23 protein-coding genes are annotated in these 24,943 nt (G+C 54.6%); 8 read left to right on the top strand and 15 right to left on the bottom strand.

Annotated features, from left to right (window positions below):
* Nucleotides 1-11: 11 nt before the first annotated feature.
* Entirely contained in the window at nucleotides 12-1,205 is a 1,194-nt protein-coding gene (gene lplT / locus KW828_RS05170; protein WP_218335412.1) for a lysophospholipid transporter LplT, read from the bottom strand.
* Nucleotides 1,198-3,357 carry a bifunctional acyl-ACP--phospholipid O-acyltransferase/long-chain-fatty-acid--ACP ligase gene (gene aas / locus KW828_RS05165; RefSeq protein WP_218335411.1) on the bottom strand — a complete coding sequence of 720 codons (2,160 nt, stop codon included), beginning with the start codon at nucleotides 3,355-3,357 and terminating at the stop codon, nucleotides 1,198-1,200. The genes lplT and aas overlap by 8 nt, the downstream gene beginning before the upstream one ends.
* Before the next feature lie 433 nt (nucleotides 3,358-3,790).
* On the opposite strand from aas, the gene galR reads away from it, so the two are divergent.
* Complete coding sequence (galR, locus tag KW828_RS05160) at nucleotides 3,791-4,801, top strand: HTH-type transcriptional regulator GalR (protein ID WP_218335410.1); 1,011 nt, start codon at nucleotides 3,791-3,793, stop codon at nucleotides 4,799-4,801.
* Here the strand turns inward: galR and KW828_RS05155 are convergent.
* The 4 genes from KW828_RS05155 to KW828_RS05140 are packed head-to-tail and all read right to left on the bottom strand — an operon-like array spanning nucleotide 4,798 to nucleotide 8,801.
* The gene (locus KW828_RS05155) at nucleotides 4,798-5,247 is read right to left on the bottom strand and encodes a GNAT family N-acetyltransferase (RefSeq protein WP_218335409.1); all 450 of its coding nucleotides are present in this window, start codon (nucleotides 5,245-5,247) and stop codon (nucleotides 4,798-4,800) included. The two genes, galR and KW828_RS05155, sit on opposite strands and share 4 nt — an antisense overlap.
* Nucleotides 5,244-6,017 carry a GntR family transcriptional regulator gene (locus KW828_RS05150; RefSeq protein ID WP_218335640.1) on the bottom strand — a complete coding sequence of 258 codons (774 nt, stop codon included), beginning with the start codon at nucleotides 6,015-6,017 and terminating at the stop codon, nucleotides 5,244-5,246. The genes KW828_RS05155 and KW828_RS05150 overlap by 4 nt, the downstream gene beginning before the upstream one ends.
* A gap of 11 nt (nucleotides 6,018-6,028) precedes the next feature.
* Nucleotides 6,029-7,456 carry a glycoside hydrolase family 1 protein gene (locus KW828_RS05145; protein ID WP_218335408.1) on the bottom strand — a complete coding sequence of 476 codons (1,428 nt, stop codon included), beginning with the start codon at nucleotides 7,454-7,456 and terminating at the stop codon, nucleotides 6,029-6,031.
* Between the two features lie 7 nt (nucleotides 7,457-7,463).
* Complete coding sequence (locus KW828_RS05140; protein WP_218335407.1) at nucleotides 7,464-8,801, bottom strand: PTS sugar transporter subunit IIC; 1,338 nt, start codon at nucleotides 8,799-8,801, stop codon at nucleotides 7,464-7,466.
* A gap of 249 nt (nucleotides 8,802-9,050) precedes the next feature.
* Here KW828_RS05140 and KW828_RS05135 point away from each other — a divergent pair, with 249 nt between their 5' ends.
* On the top strand, nucleotides 9,051-10,070 hold the full coding sequence (locus tag KW828_RS05135) for a LacI family DNA-binding transcriptional regulator (RefSeq protein ID WP_218335406.1): 1,020 nt from the start codon (nucleotides 9,051-9,053) through the stop codon (nucleotides 10,068-10,070).
* Here the strand turns inward: KW828_RS05135 and lysA are convergent.
* A complete protein-coding gene (gene lysA / locus KW828_RS05130) occupies nucleotides 10,062-11,324 on the bottom strand; it encodes a diaminopimelate decarboxylase (protein WP_218335405.1) in 1,263 nt (420 codons plus the stop codon). The two genes, KW828_RS05135 and lysA, sit on opposite strands and share 9 nt — an antisense overlap.
* A 120-nt stretch (nucleotides 11,325-11,444) precedes the next feature.
* Between lysA and KW828_RS05125 the strand changes: the two genes are divergently transcribed.
* Complete coding sequence (locus KW828_RS05125; protein ID WP_218335404.1) at nucleotides 11,445-12,371, top strand: LysR family transcriptional regulator; 927 nt, start codon at nucleotides 11,445-11,447, stop codon at nucleotides 12,369-12,371.
* Here the strand turns inward: KW828_RS05125 and KW828_RS05120 are convergent.
* The gene (locus KW828_RS05120) at nucleotides 12,368-13,060 is read right to left on the bottom strand and encodes an aspartate/glutamate racemase (RefSeq protein WP_218335403.1); all 693 of its coding nucleotides are present in this window, start codon (nucleotides 13,058-13,060) and stop codon (nucleotides 12,368-12,370) included. The genes KW828_RS05125 and KW828_RS05120 overlap by 4 nt on opposite strands.
* Before the next feature lie 157 nt (nucleotides 13,061-13,217).
* Between KW828_RS05120 and KW828_RS05115 the strand changes: the two genes are divergently transcribed.
* From KW828_RS05115 to KW828_RS05095, 5 genes are all read left to right on the top strand, one after another.
* The gene (locus tag KW828_RS05115) at nucleotides 13,218-13,544 is read left to right on the top strand and encodes a cupin domain-containing protein (protein WP_088221403.1); all 327 of its coding nucleotides are present in this window, start codon (nucleotides 13,218-13,220) and stop codon (nucleotides 13,542-13,544) included.
* 400 nt (nucleotides 13,545-13,944) lie between these two features.
* Nucleotides 13,945-14,835 carry a carbohydrate ABC transporter permease gene (locus KW828_RS05110; protein WP_218335402.1) on the top strand — a complete coding sequence of 297 codons (891 nt, stop codon included), beginning with the start codon at nucleotides 13,945-13,947 and terminating at the stop codon, nucleotides 14,833-14,835.
* Complete coding sequence (locus tag KW828_RS05105; protein WP_218335401.1) at nucleotides 14,828-15,730, top strand: carbohydrate ABC transporter permease; 903 nt, start codon at nucleotides 14,828-14,830, stop codon at nucleotides 15,728-15,730. The genes KW828_RS05110 and KW828_RS05105 overlap by 8 nt, the downstream gene beginning before the upstream one ends.
* A 12-nt stretch (nucleotides 15,731-15,742) precedes the next feature.
* Nucleotides 15,743-16,870, top strand: coding sequence for an ABC transporter ATP-binding protein (locus KW828_RS05100; protein WP_218335400.1), 1,128 nt, complete (start codon nucleotides 15,743-15,745; stop codon nucleotides 16,868-16,870).
* Nucleotides 16,871-16,884: 14 nt separating this feature from the next.
* On the top strand, nucleotides 16,885-18,174 hold the full coding sequence (locus KW828_RS05095) for an ABC transporter substrate-binding protein (protein WP_218335399.1): 1,290 nt from the start codon (nucleotides 16,885-16,887) through the stop codon (nucleotides 18,172-18,174).
* A 53-nt stretch (nucleotides 18,175-18,227) separates the two neighbouring features.
* Here the strand turns inward: KW828_RS05095 and KW828_RS05090 are convergent, their stop codons facing one another.
* The 7 genes from KW828_RS05090 to KW828_RS05060 all read right to left on the bottom strand — a co-directional run bounded on the left by KW828_RS05090 (nucleotide 18,228) and on the right by KW828_RS05060 (nucleotide 24,943).
* A complete protein-coding gene (locus tag KW828_RS05090; protein WP_218335398.1) occupies nucleotides 18,228-19,418 on the bottom strand; it encodes a hypothetical protein in 1,191 nt (396 codons plus the stop codon).
* Between the two features lie 14 nt (nucleotides 19,419-19,432).
* The gene (locus tag KW828_RS05085; protein ID WP_218335397.1) at nucleotides 19,433-20,197 is read right to left on the bottom strand and encodes a M23 family metallopeptidase; all 765 of its coding nucleotides are present in this window, start codon (nucleotides 20,195-20,197) and stop codon (nucleotides 19,433-19,435) included.
* A gap of 3 nt (nucleotides 20,198-20,200) precedes the next feature.
* Entirely contained in the window at nucleotides 20,201-20,998 is a 798-nt protein-coding gene (locus KW828_RS05080; protein WP_218335396.1) for an A24 family peptidase, read from the bottom strand.
* Nucleotides 20,999-21,020: 22 nt separating this feature from the next.
* Complete coding sequence (locus KW828_RS05075) at nucleotides 21,021-22,058, bottom strand: type II secretion system F family protein (RefSeq protein WP_218335395.1); 1,038 nt, start codon at nucleotides 22,056-22,058, stop codon at nucleotides 21,021-21,023.
* Entirely contained in the window at nucleotides 22,042-23,379 is a 1,338-nt protein-coding gene (locus tag KW828_RS05070; RefSeq protein WP_371316088.1) for an ATPase, T2SS/T4P/T4SS family, read from the bottom strand. The genes KW828_RS05075 and KW828_RS05070 overlap by 17 nt, the downstream gene beginning before the upstream one ends.
* A 188-nt stretch (nucleotides 23,380-23,567) precedes the next feature.
* A complete protein-coding gene (locus tag KW828_RS05065) occupies nucleotides 23,568-24,107 on the bottom strand; it encodes a hypothetical protein (protein WP_218335393.1) in 540 nt (179 codons plus the stop codon).
* Nucleotides 24,089-24,943, bottom strand: a complete 855-nt coding sequence (locus tag KW828_RS05060; protein ID WP_218335392.1) for a type II secretion system protein M — start codon at nucleotides 24,941-24,943, stop codon at nucleotides 24,089-24,091. Before KW828_RS05060 ends, KW828_RS05065 begins: the two co-directional genes overlap by 19 nt.

The raw sequence follows: 24,943 nt of genomic DNA, 5'->3' as shown, positions 1-24,943 counted from the left end.
TGACAACGATCTCAGCGACGGCGCTGCCAGATCCACAGCACGGCGATTGCCAGCGCAAACAACGTCCCGAAGCCCACACCAACGCCCACCACCGGCACCCCCACTTTTATCGCCAGTGAATAAAGCCCTAACATAATCAGCATGGCGGCGTTCTCGCCGAGATTCTGTACCGCAATGGCATTCCCCGCCCCGACCGAACGTTTACCGCGCTCCTGTAACAGCGCATTCAGCGGCACCACGAAGAAGCCGCCCAGCAGACCGATCAGAATTAACAGCCCATAGGCAGGCAACAGTGCGTGTTGTAGAGAGAAGAACAGCACGCCGACACCGATTAAAATCCCCGCAGGCATGCAACGCGATACCGTTTCCAGGGTGACAAGTTTTGCTGCCACACCCGCGCCCACTACGATCCCCACCGCCACCATCGCGTTCAGATAGGTCGGCGTGGCGTTATCGGTAATGCCCAGCGCCTCCGGCACCCACAGCACCAGCAGGAAGCGCAGCGTAACGCCTGCGCCCCAGAACAGACTGGTGCCCACCAGCGAGAAGCGAGTTTCGCCGTTTTGCCATAAGGTACGGCAGGCGCTGAAAAAGCTGTTGGTCATCGGCCCGAAGCGCCATGACTGGCCGGGACGGGCGACAGGCAGCACCGGGATCAGCAGGTTTGCCACCACCGCGCCCGCGTAGACCAGCGCGCACACGCCGAGCGCTGCCAGCACATGCCAGTCTGCCAGCACGCCACCTGCCACCGAGCCAAGCAAAATGGCGGCGATGGTGGAGGACTCCATCAGGCCGTTAGCCTTCACCAGCTTATCGCCGGTGGTCAGCTCGCCCAGGATGCCGTACTTGGCTGGCGAATAGGCGGCAGCGCCAATCCCCACCAGCGTATAGCCAATAAAGGGATTAATGCCGAGGCAGATGCTCGCCGCGCCGAGCAGCTTCAGGCTGTTGGCCATCATCATCACGCGCCCTTTGGGGAAGCTGTCGGCAACCTGGCCCACAAAAGGTGCAAACAGTATGTAAGCGCCTACAAACACCATTTGCAGGATCGGCTGACTCCAGTCCGGATAGTACTGCTCTTTCAGCAGGGCCAGGGTGGCGAACAGCAGCGCGTTATCCCCAAAGGCAGACAGGAACTGCGCGGCGGTCACCGCCAGCATGCCTTTCGACCACAGTGAATTGTTAGTGTGTACTGACTCACGCATGTTGAGATTCCGGGTCGTCAAGCAGACCTTTGAGTGTCACAAAATCAGGCTTGCCGCTGCCCAATACCGGGAGTTGCTTCAGATAGCGAATATCACGCGGGACGGCCAGTTCAGGGATGCCCTGCGAACGGGCATGCTGGAGCAGCTTGTCGCGCGTTAGCTCACTATCGGTGGTAAACATGACCAGCGCTTCACCTTTGCTGGCATCGCTTTTAATGACCGTGCCGTGCATTTTCTCCGGCGATACTGCCAGCGCCAGCTGCTCGACCATCTCCAGCGACACCATTTCGCCCGCAATTTTGGCGAAGCGTTTTGCACGCCCCTGGATCTGCACAAAGCCGCTCTCATCAAAGCGCACGATGTCACCGGTGTCGTACCAGCCCTGTTCGATCTCGCCGCGCTCGTTTTCTGCTGTCGGCGCTTCCAGCACGCCGGGGTTTTCCACCCGCAGATAGCCATTCATCACGTTCGGCCCTTTCAGTTGCAGGCGACCGCCGTCTTCAATACCCGGCACCGCCAGCAGACGCGCGTCCATGCCCGGCAGAATACGGCCGACGGTGCCCGGACGGGCCGCCATCGGCACGTTAATGGAGACCACCGGCGCGCACTCGGTCACGCCGTAGCCTTCCAGAATGCGCAGACCAAATTTGTCCTGCCAGATCTGCCGCGTGCTCTCCTGAAGTTTTTCCGCCCCGGCTACCACGTAACGCAGCCGGTAGAAATCATAGGGATTGGCGAAGCGGGCGTAGTGTCCGAGGAAGGTGGATGTGCCGAACAACACGGTGCAGTTTCGGTCGTACACCAGCTCCGGCACGATGCGGTAATGCAGCGGACTGGGGTAGAGGAACACTTCCGCGCCGGTCAGCAGCGGCGTCAACAGCCCGACGGTTAAACCAAAGGAGTGGAACAGCGGCAGCGCCGACATAAAGCGGTCGTTAGCCGTAAAGTCAGCGATAGTGCGGATCTGCTCGACGTTGGCCAGCAGGCTCTTATGGCTGTGCACCACGCCTTTCGGGTTGCCTTCTGAGCCAGAGGTGAACAGCACCAGCGCGGCATCTTCCGGCTGCTGCGGGACCTGCGCCAGATGCGGCACCAGTACGTGGGCGAAGATCCATAGCTTATCGACGAGGGTCACGTCGTCCTTCAGATCTTCGAGATACACCCAGCGCACCTGGGTCAACTGCTCCGGCAGATGCCAGAGTTTGCCTTTATCCATAAAGGTGCGAGAGGTAAAAATGGTTTTGATTTGGGCGGCGGTGATGGCACTGCTCAGTCCCTTCACGCCTGCGGTGTAGTTCATCATCGCCGGGACGCGCCCTCTGGCGACCGCGCCGAAAATGACCGCCGCGCTGATCGCCGCGTTCGGCAGCATCAGGCCAATCTTTTCGCCCTGGGTGGTGTATTTCTCCAGAATGCGCGCCACGAACAGCGTTTTGGTTAACAGCTTACGGTAAGAGTCCGGTTTGAAGTTGATGTCTTCAATACAGGGCTTGTTCGCGCCATAACGGTATTGCGCCGAGAGCAGCGCTTCGAAAAGGGTTTCACGCGGGCGCACAGCCATACGCGCTTCCATCATGATCTGATGCAGCATTTCGCCGGCGATTTTGCGGCGATCGCGGGCGCGCGGCGCATCTGGCATCGGCAGCAGGGTGGGCGGCAGAATGCGAATATGAATACGCGGGAACAGGCGCTGTTTTACCAGCCCTTTCAGGCGGCTGAAAAAAGTCAGCTCTGCGCCTTCAATGCGCACCGGCACCACGGTCGCGCCGGATTTGGCGGCGACAAAAGCCGCGCCGTCATAAATTTTCATCAGCGAGCCGGACACCGAAATGCGCCCTTCCGGGAAGATCACCACCGGACGGCCCTGGCCAATAAGACGCACCAGATGCTTGACGGACATCGGCTTCGTGGGATCGAGCGGCACAAAATCAATCAGATTTCGGAGGGCGCGCATGTACCACTGCTGGCTGATGGAGGTGTACACCGCAAATACCGGGCGGCCAGGCAAAAAGAGCGCCAGTAATACCCCGTCGAGAAACGAGACGTGATTTGGCGTGATCAACACACGTTCACCGCGCAGTGACTGGGTATCGCCGGTCAGTTCAACCCTGAACAATAAGCGGAATAAAAAACGGAAAAAGTCCAGTAACATGGCAACTTCCTGTGTCTGTTAATGTGAAAGGATGTCTATGAATTGTGGCAGATTACACGAGAAGTGCCGCAGGGGCGAAGGTAAAATCGAGGCGAAAAAAAACCTGCGCATCCGCGCAGGTTGGTGCAAAACGTGAGTACTCAAAACGTACTGAAATCTCACCAATCAATACCTCTGGGACATCAAATGTAGCAATAGCCTTTCGTTCGCTACAGCAATCAATCGCAACAGCCCTTCGCAAAGTGTAACTAAAGGTTTGAATTCGCTTTTTTTGTCTTATTTGCCTGGGTTTACGCCCGTGTAACGTTTTCACCCGTCGCTTTTCGTTGTCGATCACGTTTACGGCGTTGAAACCCGCAATCGCCTTGAACAGACGGCGCTTTTCCGTAACACTTAACGCTGTGTAAACGCTTACCCTAAAAGAAGGTTCTGTATGGCGACGATTAAGGATGTAGCCCGGCTTGCAGGTGTTTCTGTTGCCACGGTATCGCGCGTGATCAACCACTCCCCGAAAGCCAGTGAATCGTCGCGCCTCGCGGTGCAGAGCGCTATGGAATCCCTCAATTATCATCCCAATGCCAATGCGCGCGCGCTGGCGCAGCAGTCAACGGAAACCGTCGGTCTGGTGGTGGGTGATGTGTCAGATCCCTTCTTTGGATCCATGGTGAAAGCCGTCGAACAGGTGGCCTATAACACCGGCAATTTTTTGCTGATCGGCAACGGCTACCATAACGAACATAAAGAACGTCAGGCTATTGAACAGCTGATCCGCCATCGCTGTGCAGCGCTGGTGGTACACGCCAAAATGATCCCCGATGCCGATCTGGCCGCGCTGATGGAACAGATGCCGGGCATGGTGCTCATCAACCGTATCGTGCCAGGCTTTGAAACGCGCTGCGTGGCGCTGGATGACCGCTACGGTGCCTGGCTGGCGACCCGCCATCTCATCCAGCAGGGGCACACGAAAATCGGCTATCTGTGCTCCAATCACGCTATTTCGGATGCGGAAGATCGCCTTCAGGGCTATTACGACGCGCTACGGGAAAATGGTCTGCCGTGCAACGATCGTTTAGTCACCTGGGCTGCGCCGGACGAAAGCGGCGGCGAGCAGGCGATGACCGAACTGCTGGGACGCGGCAAAAACTTTACCGCCGTGGCCTGTTATAACGACTCCATGGCCGCGGGCGCGATGGGCGTGTTAAACGATAACGGCATTGAAGTGCCAGGCGAGATTTCGCTGATCGGCTTTGATGACATTCTGATTTCCCGCTACGTGCGCCCGCGCCTGACCACGGTGCGCTACCCGATTGTCACCATGGCAACTCAGGCTGCCGAACTGGCGCTGGCGCTGGCGGAAAACCGTCCGTTGCCGGACATCACCCACGTCTTTAACCCGACTTTGGTGCGTCGCCACTCGGTCGGCATGTTGCAGCAGGAAAACTAAAGCGAATAGCGGTACAGGTGCACGGTTTTATCCGGGTATTCCAGGCCGTCACCGATGTACTGCCAGCCGTAGCGTTCGTAGAAATCCCGGCAGGCCGACCAGAGATACAGTTGCGGATAGCCCTGCGCGCGGGCGTAATCTATGACCTGCTGTTGCAGCGCGCCTGCCAGCCCCTGCCCGCGCGTTTCCTCATCTACATAGAGCGCCGCCAGCCACGGCCACAGATCCTGACGGCTGATCAAATCGCAGCGCCATAATCCCACCGTGCCCAGTAATCGGTCGCCGTCCGTCGCCACAAACGTCAGCGGCAGTGCGCCCGGCTGCTGGCTGTGCTCCACGATGCTGGCAAAAAATGCCCGCGGCAGCCCGTCGCCAAAGGCGCGCCACTGCCAGTCGATCACCTGTCCGGCAAACTGCGGTACCTCGTAAAGCGGCTGGATCTTCACATCAGTTTTCCCTGGAAAAGCGGTACGGATTCGAACAGATAGCCGTCAAAGTCCGGCGCGTCTTCGTCCGACAGCTCCAGCAGGCTTGTTTTGACATTTTCCAGATGCTGCCACATGGCCTGCCACGCCCCCATCACATCGCGACGCCGCAGCGCCGCCAGCAGGGTTTGCCGATCGCCCAGCCATTTCAGACGATAGGCCCGGCTGGCGATATGCACATTAAACTGCTGCCACAGCGGGCTACTGTCCATGTGATGCCAGATGCTTTCCACCGTACCCAGCAGCATCTGATTTTGTGAAGCCCCCGCCAGCACGAGGTGGAACATTTTGCTGTTGTCCTGCGTGTTGTCATTCATGGCGATGGCGCGCTGCTCCTGCTCCAGGATGCGTCGCAGGTTGTCGATGTCCGCACGGGTGGCCATTTTCGCGGCAAAAGCGGCAATGTTGCTCTCCAGCAGTTGCCGCGCCTGGAGGATCTCAAAGGGGCCGACATCGCTGCTTAGAAAGCGCTCTTCCTCGTTTTCGTGCTCCTGCGGGATGCGCATCACGTACACGCCGGATCCCTGGCGGATGTCCACCGTGCCCTGCAGCTCCAGCATTAACAGCGCCTCACGCACAATGGTGCGGCTGACGCCGTAGGTTTCGGCAATATTTCGCTCCGGCGGCAGACGTGAGCCAACCGGGTAGTGTCCCTGGATAATCTGCGTACGCAGATCGTCACCTATCTCCTGGTACTGTTTTTTCTCCGTCACTACGACTGCTTTTTCCACCATATCACCTGCTATTTCCATTCATCGTCGAGAGTCAGCGTGAGCGTGCGCTCCTCGCGTAACCGACGGTACCATGAGGCGGATTTTTTGGCGCGCCGGTTGCGGTTATTTTGCAGATCGATCTCAATTAAACCATAGCGATTTTTAAAGGCGTTCATTGGCGAGACGTTATCGGTGAAGGCCCACAGCATATAGCCCTGACAGTTAGCGCCATCTTCCCTGGCGCGCAACGTCTGGTAAAGATGTTCGCTGATGAAGGCGATGCGATAGTCGTCTTCTATCACCCCATCGGCATTGCGGAACTGCCCTTCGTTTTCAATGCCCATGCCGCTTTCGGCAACGAACCACGGAATATTGCCGTACTCGTTTTTAATGCGCATTGCCATGTCATAAATAATTTGCGGGTAAATTTCCCAGCCACGGGATTTATTCATCCGCCGTCCCGGTAATTCAAAGGGCTCGTAATAGAAGGCGGGATGGAACGGGGTGTCCGGATGCCAGGCGCGGGACGGCGCTTTGACGCGATGCGGGTAATAGAGGTTAATCCCCAGTTCATCGACGGTATTATCGCGGATGATCGCCAGTTCTTCCTCGCTGTACTCCCACGCCACCTGATGCTGTTCCAGCAGGCCGAACAGCTCCGGCGGATAGTGACCCTTCACTAACGGATCCAGAAACACCCGGTTGTAGAACAGATCGTACATGTCAGCGGCCCGCACATCGTGCGGTGCGCAAGAACGTGGATAGGTCACTTCCGGATTAAGAATACAGCCGACGCTGCCCTTATAACCCTGCTCACGAAACAGCTTTACCACTTTCGCAGTGGCGAGGTTTTTGTGGTGGTTCCACTGCATCCAGGTGCCGGTGTTCTGCTCATAGGGCCAGCGCAGCGCATCCAGATAGACGCGCGTCTGCACCACAATCGGCTCATTAAAAGTGAACCAGCGCGTGACCTGTGTGTGATAGCGGGCAAAAACCTTTTCCGCATACAGCAGGAAAAACTCCACGACTTTTTTGGACGCCCAGCCGCCGTAGTTTTCCAGCAAATAACCGGGCAGCTCGTAATGCTCAAGGCAGATCATCGGCTCAATGCCGTTACGGTGCATTTCAGCAAACAGTTCGTCGTACCAGGCGGCGTACTCTTCATCCACCACGCCCTTTTCATAGTCGGTGAAAAAGCGCGACCAGTTGATCGAGGTGCGGTAATGGGTCAGCCCCGCCGCTTTCATCAGCTGCACGTCTTCACGGAAGCGGTGATGAAAATCGGTGGCGACCGCCGGGCCGTAGCCCTCGTGCCAGACGTGGCGGTCGTTTTTGTACCAGAGATCCGGCCAGGAGTCCTGCCCGGCTTTTTTGCCGCTCCAGCCTTCGGTTTGCCAGGCGGAGGCCGCCGCCCCGAGGATAAATGACGGCGGGATAGAAAGGGTTTTTGTACTCATGCTGTCCTCAGGTGTTTTTCGCCATTTCCGTTGCTTCCGCCTTCAGCTGCGCCTGTTCCGCGCGGCGCGAGGCGATCTTCACAAAGGGCAGATAGATAATCACCGCGGTAATGATGCAGATAAGCTGGGTGATCACAGCGCCCATCGATCCGGCGGTCGACAGCCAGGCGTTGATCAGCGGTGGCGTGGTCCAGGGCACCATCACCACGGCTTTACCGGCGAAACCGGTAACGGTGGCGAAATAGCCAATCGAGCCGGTAACCAGCGGTGTGATGATGAACGGAATAGCGAGGATCGGGTTGAGCATGATCGGCATACCGAAAATCACCGGCTCGTTGATGTTAAACAGGCCGGGGCCGATGGAGAGCTTGGCGATCTCGCGCATCTCTTTGCGTTTGGTGGCGATCATCACGGCAATCAGCAGGCCGATGGTCAGCCCGGAACCGCCGATGCTCATATACACATCCCAGAACGGCATGGTGATGATATTCGGCACTTCTTTGCCCTGCTCAAACGCGCTCATGTTGACGGTGATCGCCCCCAGCAGCAGCGGCTCGCGGATCGGCTTGATCATCTGGTTGCCATGAATACCGATCACCCAGAACAGCTGCGCCACGAACATCAGCAGCAGGATCCCCGGCAGGCTCTGCACCACGCGCTCCAGCGGCTGCTGCACCACCTGATAGATGGCGTCGTAGAGGTACATGCCGGTGATCTGGTGAAAGACAAAACCAAAGGTGGCAATGGCGGTGGTGGTAATGATCGCCGGGATCAGCGCCGAGAACGACGCCGCGACGTTAGGCGGCACGGTATCGGGCATTTTGATCTTCAGCCCCTTGCGCCCTTCCAGCCAGCAGTAAATTTCCACTGACAGAATGGCGATAAACATACCGAGGAACAGACTGCGGGTGTCCGAGAACTGGCGCAGCAGCACGTCTTTCACCACGTGCATTTCGCCATCCACCAGCATTTCTACGGTAGTTGGCGTCACGCAAATAAAACAAATTACCGCCAGCAGGCCGGGGAAAAGGGATTTGATACCGTTGATCCGCCCTAATTCAAGACCAATTAAAAAGACCGCGCCAATATTTAAGAAATTGAGCGTGGCGTAATTAATCGCGCTGGTAATGGGCTTTAACGCCGCCAGAAATGACAGCGCCTGAAAACTGGCAAGACCGTTTTTCGGATCCAGCACCATATTGGAAATCAGAACTGAAAACGCACCGACAATAATGACCGGCATCAGGGTAATAAAGGCGGATTTAATCGCCATAATATAGCGATAACTGTTAAAGGTTGTCGCGAAACTACCCAGAGAATCAATGAGCTTATCCTGTAAAGCCATACGATGGTACCTCAGTAAAAGGGCTTTTTTATTGTCCAGGGTTACAGCCGAATACCAACTGGCATACCAAAAGTAGACAGCGTGGGGGAAAAGTTCTGTGATAAAGCTCTCAGGATGGGATGTGGTATTCCAGATTATGTGATCAGGCGAAGATTGGTATTCCACCCTTCAGGACTATACCGCTGACGCCATTAAGGGGATCCCCCTTTGTGATAAACTTCCGCTCAACTCAGGAAAAAGGACGTCGTCATGGCAACAATGCTGGATGTTTCACTGCGCGCGGGCGTCTCAAAGGCGACGGTTTCACGCGTGCTCAACGGTACCGGTCAGGTAAAAGACAGTACCCGGCAACAGGTGTTTAAGGCGATGGAAGAACTGGGCTACCGGCCTAACTTTCTTGCTCAGTCGCTGGCGAACCGCACCAGCAACAGCATCGGTCTGGTGGTATCGACCTTTGACGGCTTCTATTTTGGTCGCCTGTTACAGCAGGCCTCCCGCCAGACGGAAACGCACGGCAAGCAACTGATTGTCACCGACGGGCACGACACGCCAGAGCGGGAAGAAGAAGCGGTGCAGATGCTGGCGGATCGTCGCTGCGACGCCATTGTTCTCTACACCCGCTTTATGCGCGAAAAAGCCATTATGGCGCTGATCGATCGCATCCCGATGCCGCTGATTGTCATCAACCGCGACGTCAGCCAGGCGCGGGATAAATGCGTGTTCTTCGAGCAGCAGGACGCGGCGTTTAAGGCAGTGGAGTATCTGATTTCACAAGGCCATCGTGCTATCGGCTGTATCACGGTGCCCATTCATACCCCGACCGGCAAAGCGCGGCTAATGGGCTATCGCAAGGCACTGGAAAAACACGGTATCCGCTGGGATGCGGCGAAAGTCAGGTATGGCGATGCGGGTATGACCAGCGGCTATGAGCAGTGCCAGGCGCTGTTACAAGAAGGCGTCACGTTCAGCGCGCTCTTTGCCTGTAACGATGATATGGCGCTGGGCGCCTCGAAGGCGATCCACCAGGCCGGACTGCGTATTCCACAGGATATTTCGCTGTTCGGCTTTGATGATGCCCCCAGCGCCAGATGGCTGGAGCCGGGGCTGTCGACGGTCTGTCTGCCTATCGACATCATGATCACCACCGCCATTGATCAGGCGATGCGGCTGGCGGCGGAACAGCCCATTGAAACCATCCCCCCCTTCACCGGCACGCTGGTGCTCCGCGATTCAGTCGCACCCGGCCCGCATTTTAAAGCCTTAAAGTAATTCCAGCGCCAGCAGTTCATCGATGGTCTGACGGCGGCGGATCAGTCGCGACTCGCCGCCATCGAACAGCACTTCCGGCAGCAGTGGACGGCTGTTGTAGTTAGAAGACATCGAGGCCCCGTACGCGCCGGTATCGTGCAGCACCAGATAATCCCCTGGCACGACGGCGGGCAGCGCGCGGGTTTCCACTTTGCCGCCTTCCTGCTGGGTGAATACATCGCCGGATTCGCACAGCGGCCCGGCCACCACGGTATCGATTAACGGCGCGTGGGTTAAATCGCGGCCATCTGCGGCAAGCGCAGTAATGTGGTGATAGCTGCCGTACATGGACGGCCGCATCAGATCGTTAAAGCCAGCGTCGATCAACACAAAGTGACGGTTGCCCATCGCTTTCACGCTGCGCACCTGCGCCACCAGCACGCCGGATTCCGCCACCAGAAAACGCCCCGGTTCGATCTCAAGCTTCACCGGGTGTCCGAGATGGGCGGCGATCTGCTCCCGGGCGCGGTTCCACAGCGCGTAATAGTGGCTGGTATCAATGGCCTCTTCCCCTTCACGATACGGGATCGATAAACCGCCTCCCGCGGAAATCGCCTCCAGATCCTGCCCGAATTCAATCACCTGACGCACCATCGCGCCGCATACCTGCTCCAGATGCGCATAGTCCACGCCGGAACCGATATGCATATGCAGACCGACCAGTTTCAGCTGATAACGCTGGATCACTTCCAGCGCTGCGGGCAGATCGCTGTACCAGATACCGTGCTTGCTGTTTTCGCCGCCGGTGTTGGTTTTCTGGCTGTGGCCGTGCCCGAAGCCGGGATTCACCCGCAGCCAGACGCGATGCCCTGGAGAGACTTCCCCCAGCTGGCGCAGCATATCCACCGATCCGGCGTTCACCGGGATCTGCAATTCATGCACGCGGGCCAGCGTCGGGCCGTCGATCACATCAGCGGTAAACACCACGTCATCGGGCTGCGTTTGCGGCTCGTAACCCGCCACCAGCGCACGCTCGATTTCACCCAGCGACACGGAATCCACTTTCACGCCCAGCTCGCGCATCAGACGCAGAATGTGCACGTTGGAGCAGGCTTTCTGCGCAAAACGCACCACATCGAACTGGCTAAGTTGAGCGATCTTTTCGCGGATGATCTGCGCATCGTAGACCCAGACCGGGCAGCCATATTGCGCGGGCAGCGCCAGTAAATTGGCGGCGTTCAGGGCGGTGTCGGTGCGGTGTAATGAGCGTGGCATGAAAGACTCCGGTGAATGATTTTTATCTATTACGCCACAGTGTGAACCTGATAAAAAATATCGTTTTATCCACAGTCTATTCATTTATGATATGGATTAGCTTTCTTCAAGGACTCTCTTATGCCCGCCGTTAACCTGCGCCATATCGAAATTTTTCATGCCGTGATGACCGCCGGTAACCTGACCGAAGCCGCGCGGCTGTTGCAGACCTCGCAGCCCACCGTCAGTCGTGAACTGGCGCGCTTTGAAAAGGTGATTGGCCTGACGCTGTTCGAACGTACGCGGGGCCGCCTGCATCCCACGGTGCAGGGGCTACGCTTGTTCGAGGAAGTGCAGCGCTCGTGGTACGGGCTGGACCGCATCGTCAGCGCCGCCGAAAGCCTGCGTGAATTTCGTCAGGGGGAGCTGTCGGTAGTGTGCCTGCCGGTGTTTTCCCAGTCGTTTTTGCCGCTGCTGCTGCAACCTTTTCTGGCGCGTTACCCGGAGGTCAGCCTGAATATCGTGCCGCAGGAGTCGCCGCTGCTGGAGGAGTGGCTATCGGCCCAGCGTCACGATCTGGGTCTGACAGAGACACTGAGCACGCCTGCTGGCACCGAGCGCACGCCGCTGCTGACACTTAATGAAGTTTGCGTGCTGCCGCAGGATCACCCGCTGGCGCATAAAACGGTGCTGACGCCGGAGGATTTCCAGGGGGAAAACTACATTAGCCTGTCGCGTACCGACAGCTATCGTCAGTTGCTGGACGCGCTTTTCGCTGAGCATCAGGTGAAACGGCGGATGGTGGTGGAAACGCACAGCGCGGCATCGGTATGCGCGATGGTGCGGGCAGGCGCAGGGGTGTCGGTGGTGAATCCACTGACGGCGCTGGATTACGCCGCCAGCGGCGTGGTAGTCAGGCGTTTTAGTATTGATGTGCCTTTTACCGTCAGCCTGATCCGCCCCTTACACCGCCCCGCCTCGGCGCTGGTGGAAACCTTTGCGCGGCATCTGCAATCCTCGATGCCGCGCATTACCAGACCGCTTGAAGCAGTGCTGGCACGGCCTTAAGAGAGCATAAATTCTACCGCATCGGCGGCATGCAGCGCGGCAGTATCAAACACCGGGATCGGGCACTGGCTGGCCGGCACCAGCAGGTCGATTTCGGTGCAGCCAAAAATGACCCCCTGCGCCCCTTCCGCCGCCATCCGCGCGATCAGGCCGAGAAAATAGTTGCGGGACGGCTCGCTGAAGGTGCCCAGACAAAGCTCATCAAAGATGATCTGATTCACCCGCTCGCGATCGTCGGGATCCGGCACCGTGGTTTCAATGCCAAAGTTGTGCGCCAGTCGACCACGGTAAAACTCCTGCTCCATGGTGTAGCGGGTACCCAGCAGCGCCACTGACTTCAGCCCGGCACGCTGGATCGCCCGCGCGGTGGCATCGGCGATGTGTAAAAACGGCACCTGGCAGCGGTCTTCGATCTGGCCCGCCACTTTGTGCATGGTGTTGGTACAGAGCACAATGCCCTGTGCGCCCGCGCGCTCAAGCCCCGCCGCCGCCTCCGCCAGCATCACGCCCGCTTTGTGCCATTCACCGTTGGCCTGACAGGCTTCTATCTCATGAAAGTCGACGCTGTGCAGCAGCAGACTCGCCGAGTGCAGCCCCCCTAAACGCGCTTTTACGCCTTCGTTAATTAAGCGGTAATAAGGAATGGTGGATTCCCAGCTCATCCCGCCAAGCAAGCCTATCGTTTTCATCTTTTTTCCCCTTAATCGTTATCATCGCAACTATGGCGCAAACTTGTGATCAACTTTCCACTTCAATGGGTCTGACGTTTCTTTTTAGTTCTGGGTGATATAAATTTAATGAAACAATGTTTTATTTCATGCAATTTACTGACTACAGGACGATCCGATGTTTATTTTCCATAAAGAGACTCAGCTTGACGATTTGGGCAACGGCGTCACCCGTCGCATCCTTGCTCATGACGGTAAAATGATGGCAGTAGAAGTCAATTTCGAAGAAGGCGCTGTCGGCCCGCTTCATAACCATCCGCATGAACAACTGACCTATGTGCTCTCCGGTGAGTTCGAATTTACCATCGGTGATGAGAAACATATCGTCAGCAAAGGGGATACACTTTACAAGAAACCGCACGTTATGCACGGCTGCGTGTGCCTGAAGGCCGGTACGTTGCTGGATACCTTCACCCCGGTACGGGAAGATTTCCTTAAAAGCTGATCGCCTCAAGCCCCTTTTCATCGCCCTCTTTATAGAGGGCGTTTTTATTTCCGCGCAACCCTTAAATACTTAGTCTGTAAATGATTTTAGCGGTGATCTATATCACGCGGGTCATTCTTTTTATCACCTGCTGATGGCATTCACCCTGTGTATGGTTCATTTTTTTTTCGCAGAAATGACACACACCTCACCTTATTGAAACGTCGTTTCGACTTCGATCACATTTCCATGATTAATCGAATGACGGCGTAACAAATCACAATAAAATAAATTAAAACGATGTTTTACAAATCAAGGACGCGAGTTCACAAGATTTTAAAACTCATTCACACCGCCCATGGAAAAGGGCCGCACGCATCGCCAGATCCGCATTAAACCATTAATCGCCAGGTAGGTATGTATGAATGAAAACAGAGCACTGGGATTGGCCTGGATTTCGCCCTATATCATAGGGTTAATTATCTTTACGGCTTTTCCCTTCGTTTCATCTTTTGTACTCAGCTTTACCGAGTACGATTTGATGAGCCCGCCGGTCTTTAACGGCATAGAAAACTATCGCTACATGCTGACCGAAGATTCCCTCTTCTGGAAATCCATGGGCGTGACCTTTGCTTACGTGTTTTTAACCATTCCGCTCAAACTGGCGTTCGCGCTCGGTATCGCGTTTGTGCTGAACTTTAAACTGCGCGGCATCGGCTTTTTCCGTACCGCTTATTACATTCCGTCGATCCTCGGCAGCTCGGTAGCCATCGCTGTACTGTGGCGTGCGCTGTTTGCCATTGATGGTCTGCTCAACAGCTTTATCGGCGTGTTCGGGCTGGATCCCATTAACTGGCTGGGCGAGCCATCGCTGGCGCTGATGTCCGTCACCCTGCTGCGCGTCTGGCAGTTCGGCTCCGCAATGGTGATCTTCCTGGCCGCACTGCAAAACGTACCGCAGTCGCAGTATGAAGCCGCGATGATCGACGGCGCTTCTAAATGGCAGATGTTCATGAAAGTGACAGTGCCGCTGATCACACCGGTCATTTTCTTTAACTTCATTATGCAGACCACGCAGGCGTTCCAGGAATTTACCGGACCTTACGTGATCACGGGCGGCGGGCCGACCTACTACACCTACCTGTTCTCGCTCTATATCTACGACACCGCCTTCAAGTACTTTGATATGGGCTATGGCGCAGCGCTGGCGTGGATACTGTTCCTGGTCGTGGCGCTCTTCGCCTCCATTGCCTTTAAATCTTCAAAATACTGGGTGTTCTACTCCGCCGATAAGGGAGGCAAAAATGGCTGACGTTCAACAAATTACGCCTGCAATGACCGATGCTGAGCGCGAAGTGGCGCAGACGCAGCGTAAAGAGAAGATCAGCGCAGCGATCCGCTACGTGATCCTGCTGTTTGTCGGCCTGTTAATGCTCTACCCGCTGGCGTGGATGTTCTCGGCGTCGTTCAAACCGAACCACGAGATCTTCACCACGCTCGGCCTGTGGCCTTCCAATCCGACCAGCGATGGCTTTGTCAACGGCTGGAAAACCGGTACGGAATATACCTTCGGCCATTACATGTGGAACACGTTCAAGTATGTGATCCCGAAAGTGATCCTGACCATTATCTCGTCAACCATTGTCGCCTACGGTTTTGCGCGTTTTGAAATTCCGTGGAAGAAGTTCTGGTTCGCGACGCTGATCGCCACCATGCTGCTGCCAAGCACCGTTCTGCTGATCCCGCAGTACCTGATGTTCCGTGAAATGGGCATGCTGAACAGCTATCTGCCGCTGTATCTGCCGACCGCGTTCGCTACGCAAGGGTTCTTCGTCTTCATGCTGATCCAGTTCCTGCGCGGTGTGCCGCGTGACATGGAAGAAGCGGCGCAAATCGACGGCTGTAACTCGGCGCAGGTGCTGTGGTATGTGGTCGTGCCGATCCTCAAACCGGCAATTATCTCGGTGGCGCTGTTCCAGTTCATGTGGTCGATGAACGACTTTATCGGGCCGCTGATTTACGTCTATAGCGTGGACAAGTATCCGATTGCTCTGGCGCTGAAAATGTCCATTGATGTCACCGAAGGTGCGCCGTGGAACGAAATTCTGGCAATGGCGAGTATCTCCATTCTGCCGTCCATCATTGTGTTCTTCCTGGCTCAGCGCTACTTCGTGCAGGGCGTTACCAGCAGCGGAATTAAAGGTTAAGAGGGAAATATCATGGCTGAAGTTATTTTCAACAAACTGGAAAAAGTGTACTCCAACGGCTTCAAAGCGGTACATGGTATCGACCTGAAAATCGCTGACGGGGAATTTATGGTGATCGTCGGGCCATCCGGCTGCGCCAAGTCCACTACCCTGCGTATGCTGGCTGGCCTTGAAACCATCAGCGGCGGCGAAGTGCGCATTGGCGAGCGCGTGGTGAACAACCTCGCGCCGAAAGCGCGCGGTATCGCCATGGTGTTCCAGAACTATGCGCTTTACCCGCATATGACGGTGCGCGAGAACCTGGCCTTTGGCCTGAAGCTGAGCAAAATCCCGAAAGATCAGATTGATAAGCAGGTGGATGAAGCGGCAAAAATCCTTGAGCTGGATGAACTGCTGGATCGGTTGCCACGTCAGCTTTCCGGCGGCCAGGCGCAGCGTGTGGCGGTAGGCCGTGCGATTGTGAAAAAGCCGGACGTTTTCCTGTTCGACGAACCGCTTTCTAACCTTGATGCCAAACTGCGCGCCTCGATGCGTATCCGTATTTCGGATCTGCACAAGCAACTGAAAAAGTCCGGCAAACCGGCCACCACGGTGTACGTGACCCACGATCAGACCGAAGCGATGACCATGGGTGACCGTATTTGCGTGATGAAGCTTGGTCACATCATGCAGGTGGATACGCCAGATAATCTTTATCACTTCCCGAAAAACATGTTCGTGGCGGGCTTTATCGGTGCGCCAGAAATGAACATCAAACCGGGCAAAATCGTCAGAAAAGGTGAGGACTTACACATCACCGTGGGCGATGAAACGCTGCCATTGAACGCGAAACAGCGCGAGAAAGTGGCAACCTATCAGGATCAGGACGTCTTCTTTGGTGTGCGCCCGGAATTTGTTTCCGTCTCTGACGAGCCTTTCGCGGAAGGCTACGGCGCAGGCGATCTGGTGCGCGTGGAAAACATGGGTCATGAATTCTTTGTTTACCTGAAAGTGGGTAACTATGAACTGACCGCCCGCATTCCTTCTGATGTAGCTAAGCCGATGATAGCGAAAGGTTTACATCGGAAGGTGTACTTCAAGTTTGACATGGATAAGTGTCATATTTTTGACGCGAAAACCGAACAGAACATCTCTCTCTAAACTGGAGCATAAAAATGAAAAAAGTGCTTTTAAGCGCAGCAATCTCCGCCACTCTGGGACTCTGTGCCTTACCTTCACTCGCGGCAGACAATGTGGATCTGCGTATGTCCTGGTGGGGCGGTAATGGCCGTCACCAGGTCACATTGAAAGCGATTGAAGAGTTCCACAAGCTGCACCCGAACATTAACGTTAAATCCGAATATACCGGCTGGGATGGTCACCTCTCCCGCCTGACCACGCAGATCGCCGGCGGCACTGAGCCTGACGTGATGCAGACCAACTGGAACTGGTTGCCGATCTTCTCGAAAGCTGGCGATGGCTTCTACGATCTGAATCAGGTGAAAGACGTTATCGACTTAAGCCAGTTCGATCCGAAGGAGCTGCAATCCACTACCGTGAATGGCAAGCTGAACGGCATTCCGATTTCGGTAACCGCGCGCGTGTTCTATCTGAACAACGAAACGTGGAAAAAAGCGGGCGTTGACTATCCGAAAACCTGGGACGAGCTGAAAGCGGCGGGTAAAACCTTCGAAAGTAAGCTGGGCAAACAGTATTACCCGGTGGTGCTGGAGCACCAGGATACGCTGGCGTTGCTGAACTCCTACATGATCCAGAAGTACAACATTCCGGCCGTGGATGAGAAAACCAAAAAATTCACCTACAGCAAAGAGCAGTGGGTGGAGTTCTTCCAGACCTATAAGAGCCTGGTCGACAGCCATGTGATGCCGGACACCAAGTACTATGCCTCGTTCGGTAAGAGCAACATGTATGAGATGAAGCCGTGGATCGAAGGGGAATGGGGCGGCACCTATATGTGGAACTCTACCATTACCAAGTATTCCGACAACCTGAAGCCACCGGCGAAACTGGAACTGGGTAACTACCCGATGCTGCCAGGTGCTACCGATGCGGGCCTGTTCTTCAAACCGGCGCAAATGTTGTCTATCGGTAAATCCACGAAGCATCCGAAAGAAGCAGCCGAACTGATTAACTTCCTGCTGAACAGCAAAGAAGGTGCGGAAACGCTGGGCCTTGAGCGCGGCGTACCGCTGAGCAAAGCGGCGGTGGAAACCCTGACCGCCAGCGGCGCAATCAAAGAGGAAGATCCGGCAGTTGCGGGTCTGCGTCTGGCGCAGTCGCTGCCCGCGAAATTAACTGTATCGCCATACTTTGACGATCCGCAGATCGTGGCGCAGTTCGGCACCGCGTTGCAGTACATCGACTACGGCCAGAAAACCGTGGAAGAAACGGCTGCTGACTTCCAGCGTCAGGCTGAACGTATTCTGAAACGTGCAACCCGCTAAGGGCTGATGAAAAAAAACCGGGCAGCCTGAAGGCTGCCCGGTTTTTATTATGCTTAAGGATTGGCGGGAGTAGCGTACTCACATACCTTTGGGTTTCCGTTAATACATTCTGGCTTAAGATTGTGGGGGGTAAGAGTATAACTTACCCCTTTACCACCCTTATATCCCACACCAGACATATAAAAACGAAGCGACAGGTCCATGTAATCCATCTCGGTAAAATTATACTGTCCACTAGGATCGATAGTTTTAATTTCTCCGTGAGATGGAAACTCCGGTGATGATTCGAAATCCGTAAAATCACCGGCATCTGGCTCTGAATCTGTATTTGAGATCGTCTCTACCTTTTTACCCGTCGCGTCAGTCACGCTCATGTAAATCGTATTTGGTTTAGCATTCTTAGGAACAGCAGGAATAAAGGTTAATACACTCTGAGGGAAAGTATAGAAATAAGTATCATCAACATTAAGTAGCGCCCCCGTATAGTACCGGAAGCCAATGATTTCAATGACTAAAAACTCCAGTTGGTTGGACGGGATAAAAATAACGCGTTCACTTCCGTGTCCCGCCCCCCCGCAATATTCACCCAAATTTACACACGTTTTTCCCTTGGTATCAGGTGCGACAAACGCAACGGAGGTCATCGCGACGTCTTTATCTTCAGAATCCTGAAAAGGAGGAATGCTGGGGTCAGTACCATCTAGAGTGTCCTGACCAAATCGGGTTTGCAGATTACAAGGGTCATTTGGTGCCCGATGTAGAACGTATCCTTTAGGGTATCGATGGTTATAAAAACGAGTTTTGGTTACGCCCAAGGTCGGTGCGCAACTATTATTGAAGAGTCGTTTTGGCCCCCATGCCTCCCAAACTTTCCATTCAATATGTTCAGAGTTTCCCCAGGCTACAGGTGTGCTAGGGTCGGTGTCGATGTGATAATTGAGCTCTTCAAAGTTCTTCCTTGCTGCCGGTAAATTTGGTAATAACGGTGAAGGATGATAGCTACGTCCCTGAGCCTGATTTTTATACTTTGTTTTCCAGTAAACATTCAGCCCAACCCCTTGCCCTTCTGGGATATTGTCCCCTATTCTAATGACCAGAGGGATCAAACGATCATCAAAATTCGTCTTAGGCTTACGCACCTGAAAATCAAAACGGCCCGAGTTTGGCTCCTTATCACCCGCCATCATATTTGCGGAGAACAGGGTGGCGGTAAGTGTCCCCACCAGTAACAGTATCCTTTTCATCAATCACTCCTTAATCAGGCAGCAGAAATAATCTGATATTTGCCATTATGCTGTTTGACAACCCGGTATCCACCGAACACCTTACTGCCGGGCGACACGGTGCGGGTCTGCTTGTTAAAACGAACGGTAATGCGGGTTCCGCTATCACCCTGTGAAATCATCACCACCCTCGGTGGAACAGGTTCCGCCTCGACAGACTGTTCTGGCTGGCGGCGGCTTGCCAGCAACGGACTGCCGCTGAGCAGCGGCGCGGGATCCAACGGCACGCCCCGATACCCAATTTCCAGATGCAGATGCGGCCCGGTGGTCAACCCGCTGTTACCCGATGTGGCGATGGTTTCCCCTGCCGTCAGTCGTTCGCCTTTGTGCACCGCAACGGTATTGAGATGAAAATAACGGCTATACCAACCGTCGTTGTGGCGCACGGTGAGAAAATTCCCGGCGCGGCGATCGTGACCGCGCTCCACAACTGTGCCATCGGCCACCGACATCACCGGACTGCCGATCGGTACAGGTAAATCCATGCCTTTATGTTCGATATAGCGGCCCAGTATCGGGTGGCGGCGCAGGCCAAAACCGGAACTTATCGGCACATTTTCCTCGATAGGTTTCACAAAACGCACGCTGTCCGAGATTACTATTTCGGGAAGCGTGATCGCTTCCGCCTGCGGTATCGCCTGCTGTGGCAGCGGCGCAAACGCGCTGGCAGAGAGTTGATCGCAACTGCCCGGTGATAGCGGGGTAATGGCCAGCCATAAACTCCAGATTAAACATGGCATCCGCTATCCCCTTGTTATCACGAGTACAAAGGCGGTAAGGGCAATGGCCGGGCCAAACGGAATATAAACGCGCTGTTTATCGTCATCGCCCTTAATGAAGAAATGAATGGCCACATAACAGAGCAAACCCAGTAGCGCAGAGTACAGCAGCAGTTCAGGCAGACGCTGCCAGCCAAGCCAGGCGCCACAGGCAGCGAACAGTTTCACATCGCCATTGCCCAGGCCGTCGTATTTGCACACCACGCACCAGAGTTTCATGACGCACCACAGCAGCAACCAGGCCAGCACTACGCCATAAACCGCGTCTTTGGTGCGAATAAAGGCATAGCCCGATACGCTGAGCAGCAGGCCGCCCCATAGCACGCTGAACACCAGGGCATCCGGCAGGATCAGGTGTTTAAAATCGATAACCGCAGCGGTGTACAACAGCAGAAACAGCAGCGACCACGCCAGCACGATCAACGGGGAGTATGACCCACCAAAAATCGCCAGCCCGCACCACACCAGCCCCATCGCCAGTTCAGAGAGTGGGTAAATCGCCGGGATGGCAGTGGTGCAATGGCGGCACTTCCCGCGCAGCAAAAGCCAGCTGGCAACGGGCACATTATCCCAGGGTTTAATATCAGTTTTACACACCGGGCAGTGGGAGGGCGGCCACCAGAGATTCACCCCGGTTTCATTGCCGTCATCACCCATCCCTATCATTAGTGGCAGTCGATAAATAATCACATTTGCCAGGCTGCCAAACAGCAGTCCCAGCAGTAAAAACAGCCCCGGCATCCAGGGCAGCAACAGTTCCATGTTTTCCGCTCCTTTACCCTGTTTAAAACGATCCGCTGGCACCCATCGCGGCCAGTTTGTCACTCAGCGCGAACAGCGCCGCAAAGACCCAGATCACGCAGCCGCCCAGTACCAGCGTCGAAAGCGCTTTCAACAAACCAGACAGTTTCCCGATATAAACGCGGATACTTTCGCGGGATTTGTCTGACACCGCCATCAAAACCTCATTAAACGAGGGCAGAGCGGCGTAAAGGCTGATGTTGAGTAACGCTTCCGCGTTGAGCAGACCGGAGTTCAGGGCTTCGCCATAGCTCATGCCTTTGGTCATTTTTCCCTGCATATCAGCAATGTGCCAGCGTAACCAGCCTGTGGCGTTCATACTGATAATCGATAATGCATCATGGAGCGGGATCTTATTTCGTAGCATCAGCGCCAGGTTATTCAAAAAAATAGAAGCGACGAGCTGCTTATACGTTGAAAAAGGCACGATGCGATCGATAACGTTATTACGCAGCGGGCCGGTTAATTTGCCCATCGCAATATTAATCGTGATGGCCGCGGCGATCGCGGCACACAAAATGTAGATCCACAGACCATTGCATAACGCCATACCGAAGGTAAAAAGCACTTGCGTCACGCCAGGCCATTTCGCCACCGGCACCACGCTTTCAAAGGCGGGGAATACTTTGTAGGCATAACCCGCAATCACAATCAGCGAGAGCACCAGCATGATCAGCGGGAACATCACTGCACCGACAATTTTCTGTTTCAGCTCGCTGTTGTAATTGATGACGTTGACCAGCGTTCTGAAGCCATCCGCCAGGCTGCCACTGCGTTCGGCGGCGTTGATCACGCTCAGTTCTGAATCCGGCACGTAACCTTCGAACACCATGGAAATAGACGTCGTATTCGCCATTTTAGTGGTCAGGGCTTCCAGCCGTTTCGCAAAACCGCCGCCGAGTAATTTTTTACCCTCTGCACGCAGTTTTTGTAACGAGTCATACAGCGGCAGCTCCGCCTCTATCATGTCGGCACAAAACTGGTAGAGGTAAATGCGCTGCTTCTTACCGAATTTTTTCAACTATAACCTCCAGTTCTTCCTGAACAACCCCACCAAATTCCATTTGAAACCATGTGGCGCAGACACGACCGTTCAGCACCGCTGCCATGGTTTTTTCTTTGATCTCACACCCTTCGCTCAGGCTCGTGGTCTTAAGGCGCTTGGCGCGCCAGATGGTGTAGACCTTCAACCATTTTTGTTCCGCAATGGCTTCAAGTTCGTCGTAGACCGGCAATAAATACTCCATCACCAGTTGACGCCCGCTGATGCCGGTTTTTTTGCAGGCTGGACATCCTTCTGCATTTTTTTCAAACAGCGGAAATTCGTGACCTTTAATTACCTCAGTACGCAACGGCAGTTTGCAGTGCGGACACAGCAGCGGGATTAACTTTTGACATTGCAGCCCGGCAATAAAACCTGGCGTCGACAGCTTGTCGCTGGTGATCCCCAGCGCCGAAAGACGCTGCAACAACGACACGATGTTTCCGGCGTGTACGGTGGTAAAACAGTAGTGACCACTCTCTACCGCACCAGCCAGCGCGTTGGAGGAAATATTGTCGCGGATCTCCCCCACCATCAGTACATCGGGATCGCGACGTAGAGATGATTTGATCGCAGAGTGAAAACCGCCGGATTCTCCGCTTAACACCGAACTCTGTTTAGCGCCGTAGATCTGGTATTCCACGGGATCTTCAACGGTCAGAAAACAGCCGCGATTGTCATAACGATGGATCTGCATCCACTCCATCAAATTTTTCAGGGTAGTGGATTTCCCCGACCCGGTGGTACCGGCAATGATATATGCGCCGTAGGGATTACTCAGAATACGTTTAAGATCGACAATTTCTTCATCTGAAATACCCAGCTTATCCAGACTGGCAACGCTCGCTTTGTCCAGACCCGATGGAATAATACGTAACACCGCGTGGTAACAGTCGCTGGTTTCACCGAACACCGGATAATGCGCATAACGAAAGCGATAGCTTTTACCATCCAACGAATAAAGGATATTGGCGTTCTGGGCGATATTGCGGTTCCAGGTGGTATCACGTGTACTGGCCTCGACGTTATAAAGTACAAACACCAGTTCGTCACAGCGTGATGCTTTCATCTGTATAAACGGGCATAAGACGCCGTTAATACGCAGTTCGATTTCCGCGACCATATCATTACGGGTGATATGAAGGTCACTAGCCTTGAGCGCCACGGCCCTTTTAAGTAATTCCTCCAGTGCGCGTTGCGTATTACTGCTTTCCTGTTCCAGCAGTTTATTTTCCGACGACAGTAACTGCTCAACGATCTGGTAATAATTACGCTCGCTAACCTGGGCGATCCCTTTGATCGCCAGGTTATGTGTCACCAGCAGGCGGTGAAATACCGCCTGCATGGGGGCCAGATTATCAATCAGAGGAGTCGATACCAGTAACCAGGCTTCATCCGCACGTTCAGCAACCAGTATATCGCCGTCATACTCTTTGAATTGCCACTCCTGAGAATGAATGTTCTCCTCGGTAAACTGGATATAATCTATCACTGATGTATAGCCTCAACCGTTACGTCATTACCCTGGGCATGGCGGGCGATATAGCTGTAACCACCGTAATTAAAGCGCTGATTCAGCGGCACCATTTTCACCGCACCGCCTTCGCCTGAAATCGCAACACGCTTTTGCCCGGCAATTTCGGAGATCAACAGCGCCCGTAAAACAGGGGCTGAAGCACCCGCCTCGGCAGGCGTATCGGCGCTGCTATCATCCGGCATGGATACCGGCAGCGGCACAGCGGCAGGAGCGCCGGCACTTTTCTCTCCGCGAAGTTTGCGCAGTTCGCTACGCATTTTCTCCAGTACCAGTTGATTGCTCAGATCGCGATACTGGCCTTCGAAAGTAAAGTCTTTCTCCATTAGCTGGACAACGTGATCCTGCATTGGTGAGGCGGCAACCTCTGGCGCTGGCGCGTTTTGCGCATCGACGATCTGATCGGCAGGTGTGACCTGTGTTGAATCGACGGCGTAGAGCGCAGGCGACAGCGTTAACATCACCCCCGCAATAATTAATTTCCCTTTTTGCATGCCAGTCCTCCGGTAACAAGCGTTGATTTTTCTTTAAATTCGATCGATTTAATAATAAATGCGTCAGCAAACTGCTGTTTCTGTAAAAGTACCGATACCCGGGTCATTTCCATTTCAGATGGAATGGTAATGGTCCAGGTGGCGAACATCATGCCAAAGGACATGACCGCATTTTTTAGCGCGGATTCGTCATTCTCCACTGCGGATACAGGGAAACCTTGCATCACAATTTCCGTATTATTACCGCCCAGAGAGTTCCAGGTACTCAAATAACTTAAAACGTCGGTGCAGACCGGGAGCTCAACCGGTTTTTTATTTTTCCAGTCGTTTAGCCACGGATGATTATTCAGCCGGGAAGGTATCCCCGAATAATCGAGGCTGTTTTTAGAGAAGCTCGGAGAATAGCTTTCACCCCATACGTCAATATCGGTCAGCGTGAAGATTCTTTTGGCATCCAGCTGGTAGCTCAGGGAGCAGTCCGTGTTTTTACAGCGGATGGCTGTTGGGCTAAAGCCCAGCATCGCCAGACGATGATTCACCAGCCGCAGCTGTTCAAATAGCTTATGTACATCCGCAATGCTGCCGCCCGCTAGCGAGTCCTTATAGAATGTCTCAATAGCGTTCATCTTATGCTGCCGCGCTGCTTTTTCTCTCTCGAGCCGTGCCAGACGTTCCTGCTCAGGTTGCCAGACAAGGTAGTAATACGCCGCGCCCGCCCCTGACAGTACCAGTACCAGCCCAAGGATGATCCAGACGAGTACAGGCGTACGTTTACCTGATGCGACACCGTTGAGATTACGACGCTTCCAGAAATACAATTTATCGGATCCAGCCAC

The sequence above is a fragment of the Enterobacter sp. ENT03 genome, from assembly GCF_019218745.1.
Classification (GTDB): Bacteria; Pseudomonadota; Gammaproteobacteria; order Enterobacterales; family Enterobacteriaceae; genus Enterobacter_D.
This window is presented reverse-complemented; position numbering and strand designations above follow the sequence as displayed.

Excerpts from the sequence above, each read along its gene's own strand:
- KW828_RS05115 (WP_088221403.1), top strand. The coding sequence starts at position 13,218 with ATGTTTATTTTCCATAAAGAGACTCAGCTTGACGATTTGGGCAACGGC.
- KW828_RS05100 (WP_218335400.1), top strand. The coding sequence starts at position 15,743 with ATGGCTGAAGTTATTTTCAACAAACTGGAAAAAGTGTACTCCAACGGC.
- KW828_RS05135 (WP_218335406.1), top strand. The coding sequence starts at position 9,051 with ATGGCAACAATGCTGGATGTTTCACTGCGCGCGGGCGTCTCAAAGGCG.
- aas (WP_218335411.1), bottom strand. The coding sequence starts at position 3,357 with ATGTTACTGGACTTTTTCCGTTTTTTATTCCGCTTATTGTTCAGGGTT.
- KW828_RS05145 (WP_218335408.1), bottom strand. The coding sequence starts at position 7,456 with ATGAGTACAAAAACCCTTTCTATCCCGCCGTCATTTATCCTCGGGGCG.
- KW828_RS05125 (WP_218335404.1), top strand. The coding sequence starts at position 11,445 with ATGCCCGCCGTTAACCTGCGCCATATCGAAATTTTTCATGCCGTGATG.
- KW828_RS05080 (WP_218335396.1), bottom strand. The coding sequence starts at position 20,998 with ATGGAACTGTTGCTGCCCTGGATGCCGGGGCTGTTTTTACTGCTGGGA.
- KW828_RS05105 (WP_218335401.1), top strand. The coding sequence starts at position 14,828 with ATGGCTGACGTTCAACAAATTACGCCTGCAATGACCGATGCTGAGCGC.
- lplT (WP_218335412.1), bottom strand. The coding sequence starts at position 1,205 with ATGCGTGAGTCAGTACACACTAACAATTCACTGTGGTCGAAAGGCATG.
- KW828_RS05095 (WP_218335399.1), top strand. The coding sequence starts at position 16,885 with ATGAAAAAAGTGCTTTTAAGCGCAGCAATCTCCGCCACTCTGGGACTC.
- KW828_RS05085 (WP_218335397.1), bottom strand. The coding sequence starts at position 20,197 with ATGCCATGTTTAATCTGGAGTTTATGGCTGGCCATTACCCCGCTATCA.
- KW828_RS05110 (WP_218335402.1), top strand. The coding sequence starts at position 13,945 with ATGAATGAAAACAGAGCACTGGGATTGGCCTGGATTTCGCCCTATATC.
- KW828_RS05120 (WP_218335403.1), bottom strand. The coding sequence starts at position 13,060 with ATGAAAACGATAGGCTTGCTTGGCGGGATGAGCTGGGAATCCACCATT.
- galR (WP_218335410.1), top strand. The coding sequence starts at position 3,791 with ATGGCGACGATTAAGGATGTAGCCCGGCTTGCAGGTGTTTCTGTTGCC.
- KW828_RS05140 (WP_218335407.1), bottom strand. The coding sequence starts at position 8,801 with ATGGCTTTACAGGATAAGCTCATTGATTCTCTGGGTAGTTTCGCGACA.
- KW828_RS05065 (WP_218335393.1), bottom strand. The coding sequence starts at position 24,107 with ATGCAAAAAGGGAAATTAATTATTGCGGGGGTGATGTTAACGCTGTCG.
- lysA (WP_218335405.1), bottom strand. The coding sequence starts at position 11,324 with ATGCCACGCTCATTACACCGCACCGACACCGCCCTGAACGCCGCCAAT.
- KW828_RS05090 (WP_218335398.1), bottom strand. The coding sequence starts at position 19,418 with ATGAAAAGGATACTGTTACTGGTGGGGACACTTACCGCCACCCTGTTC.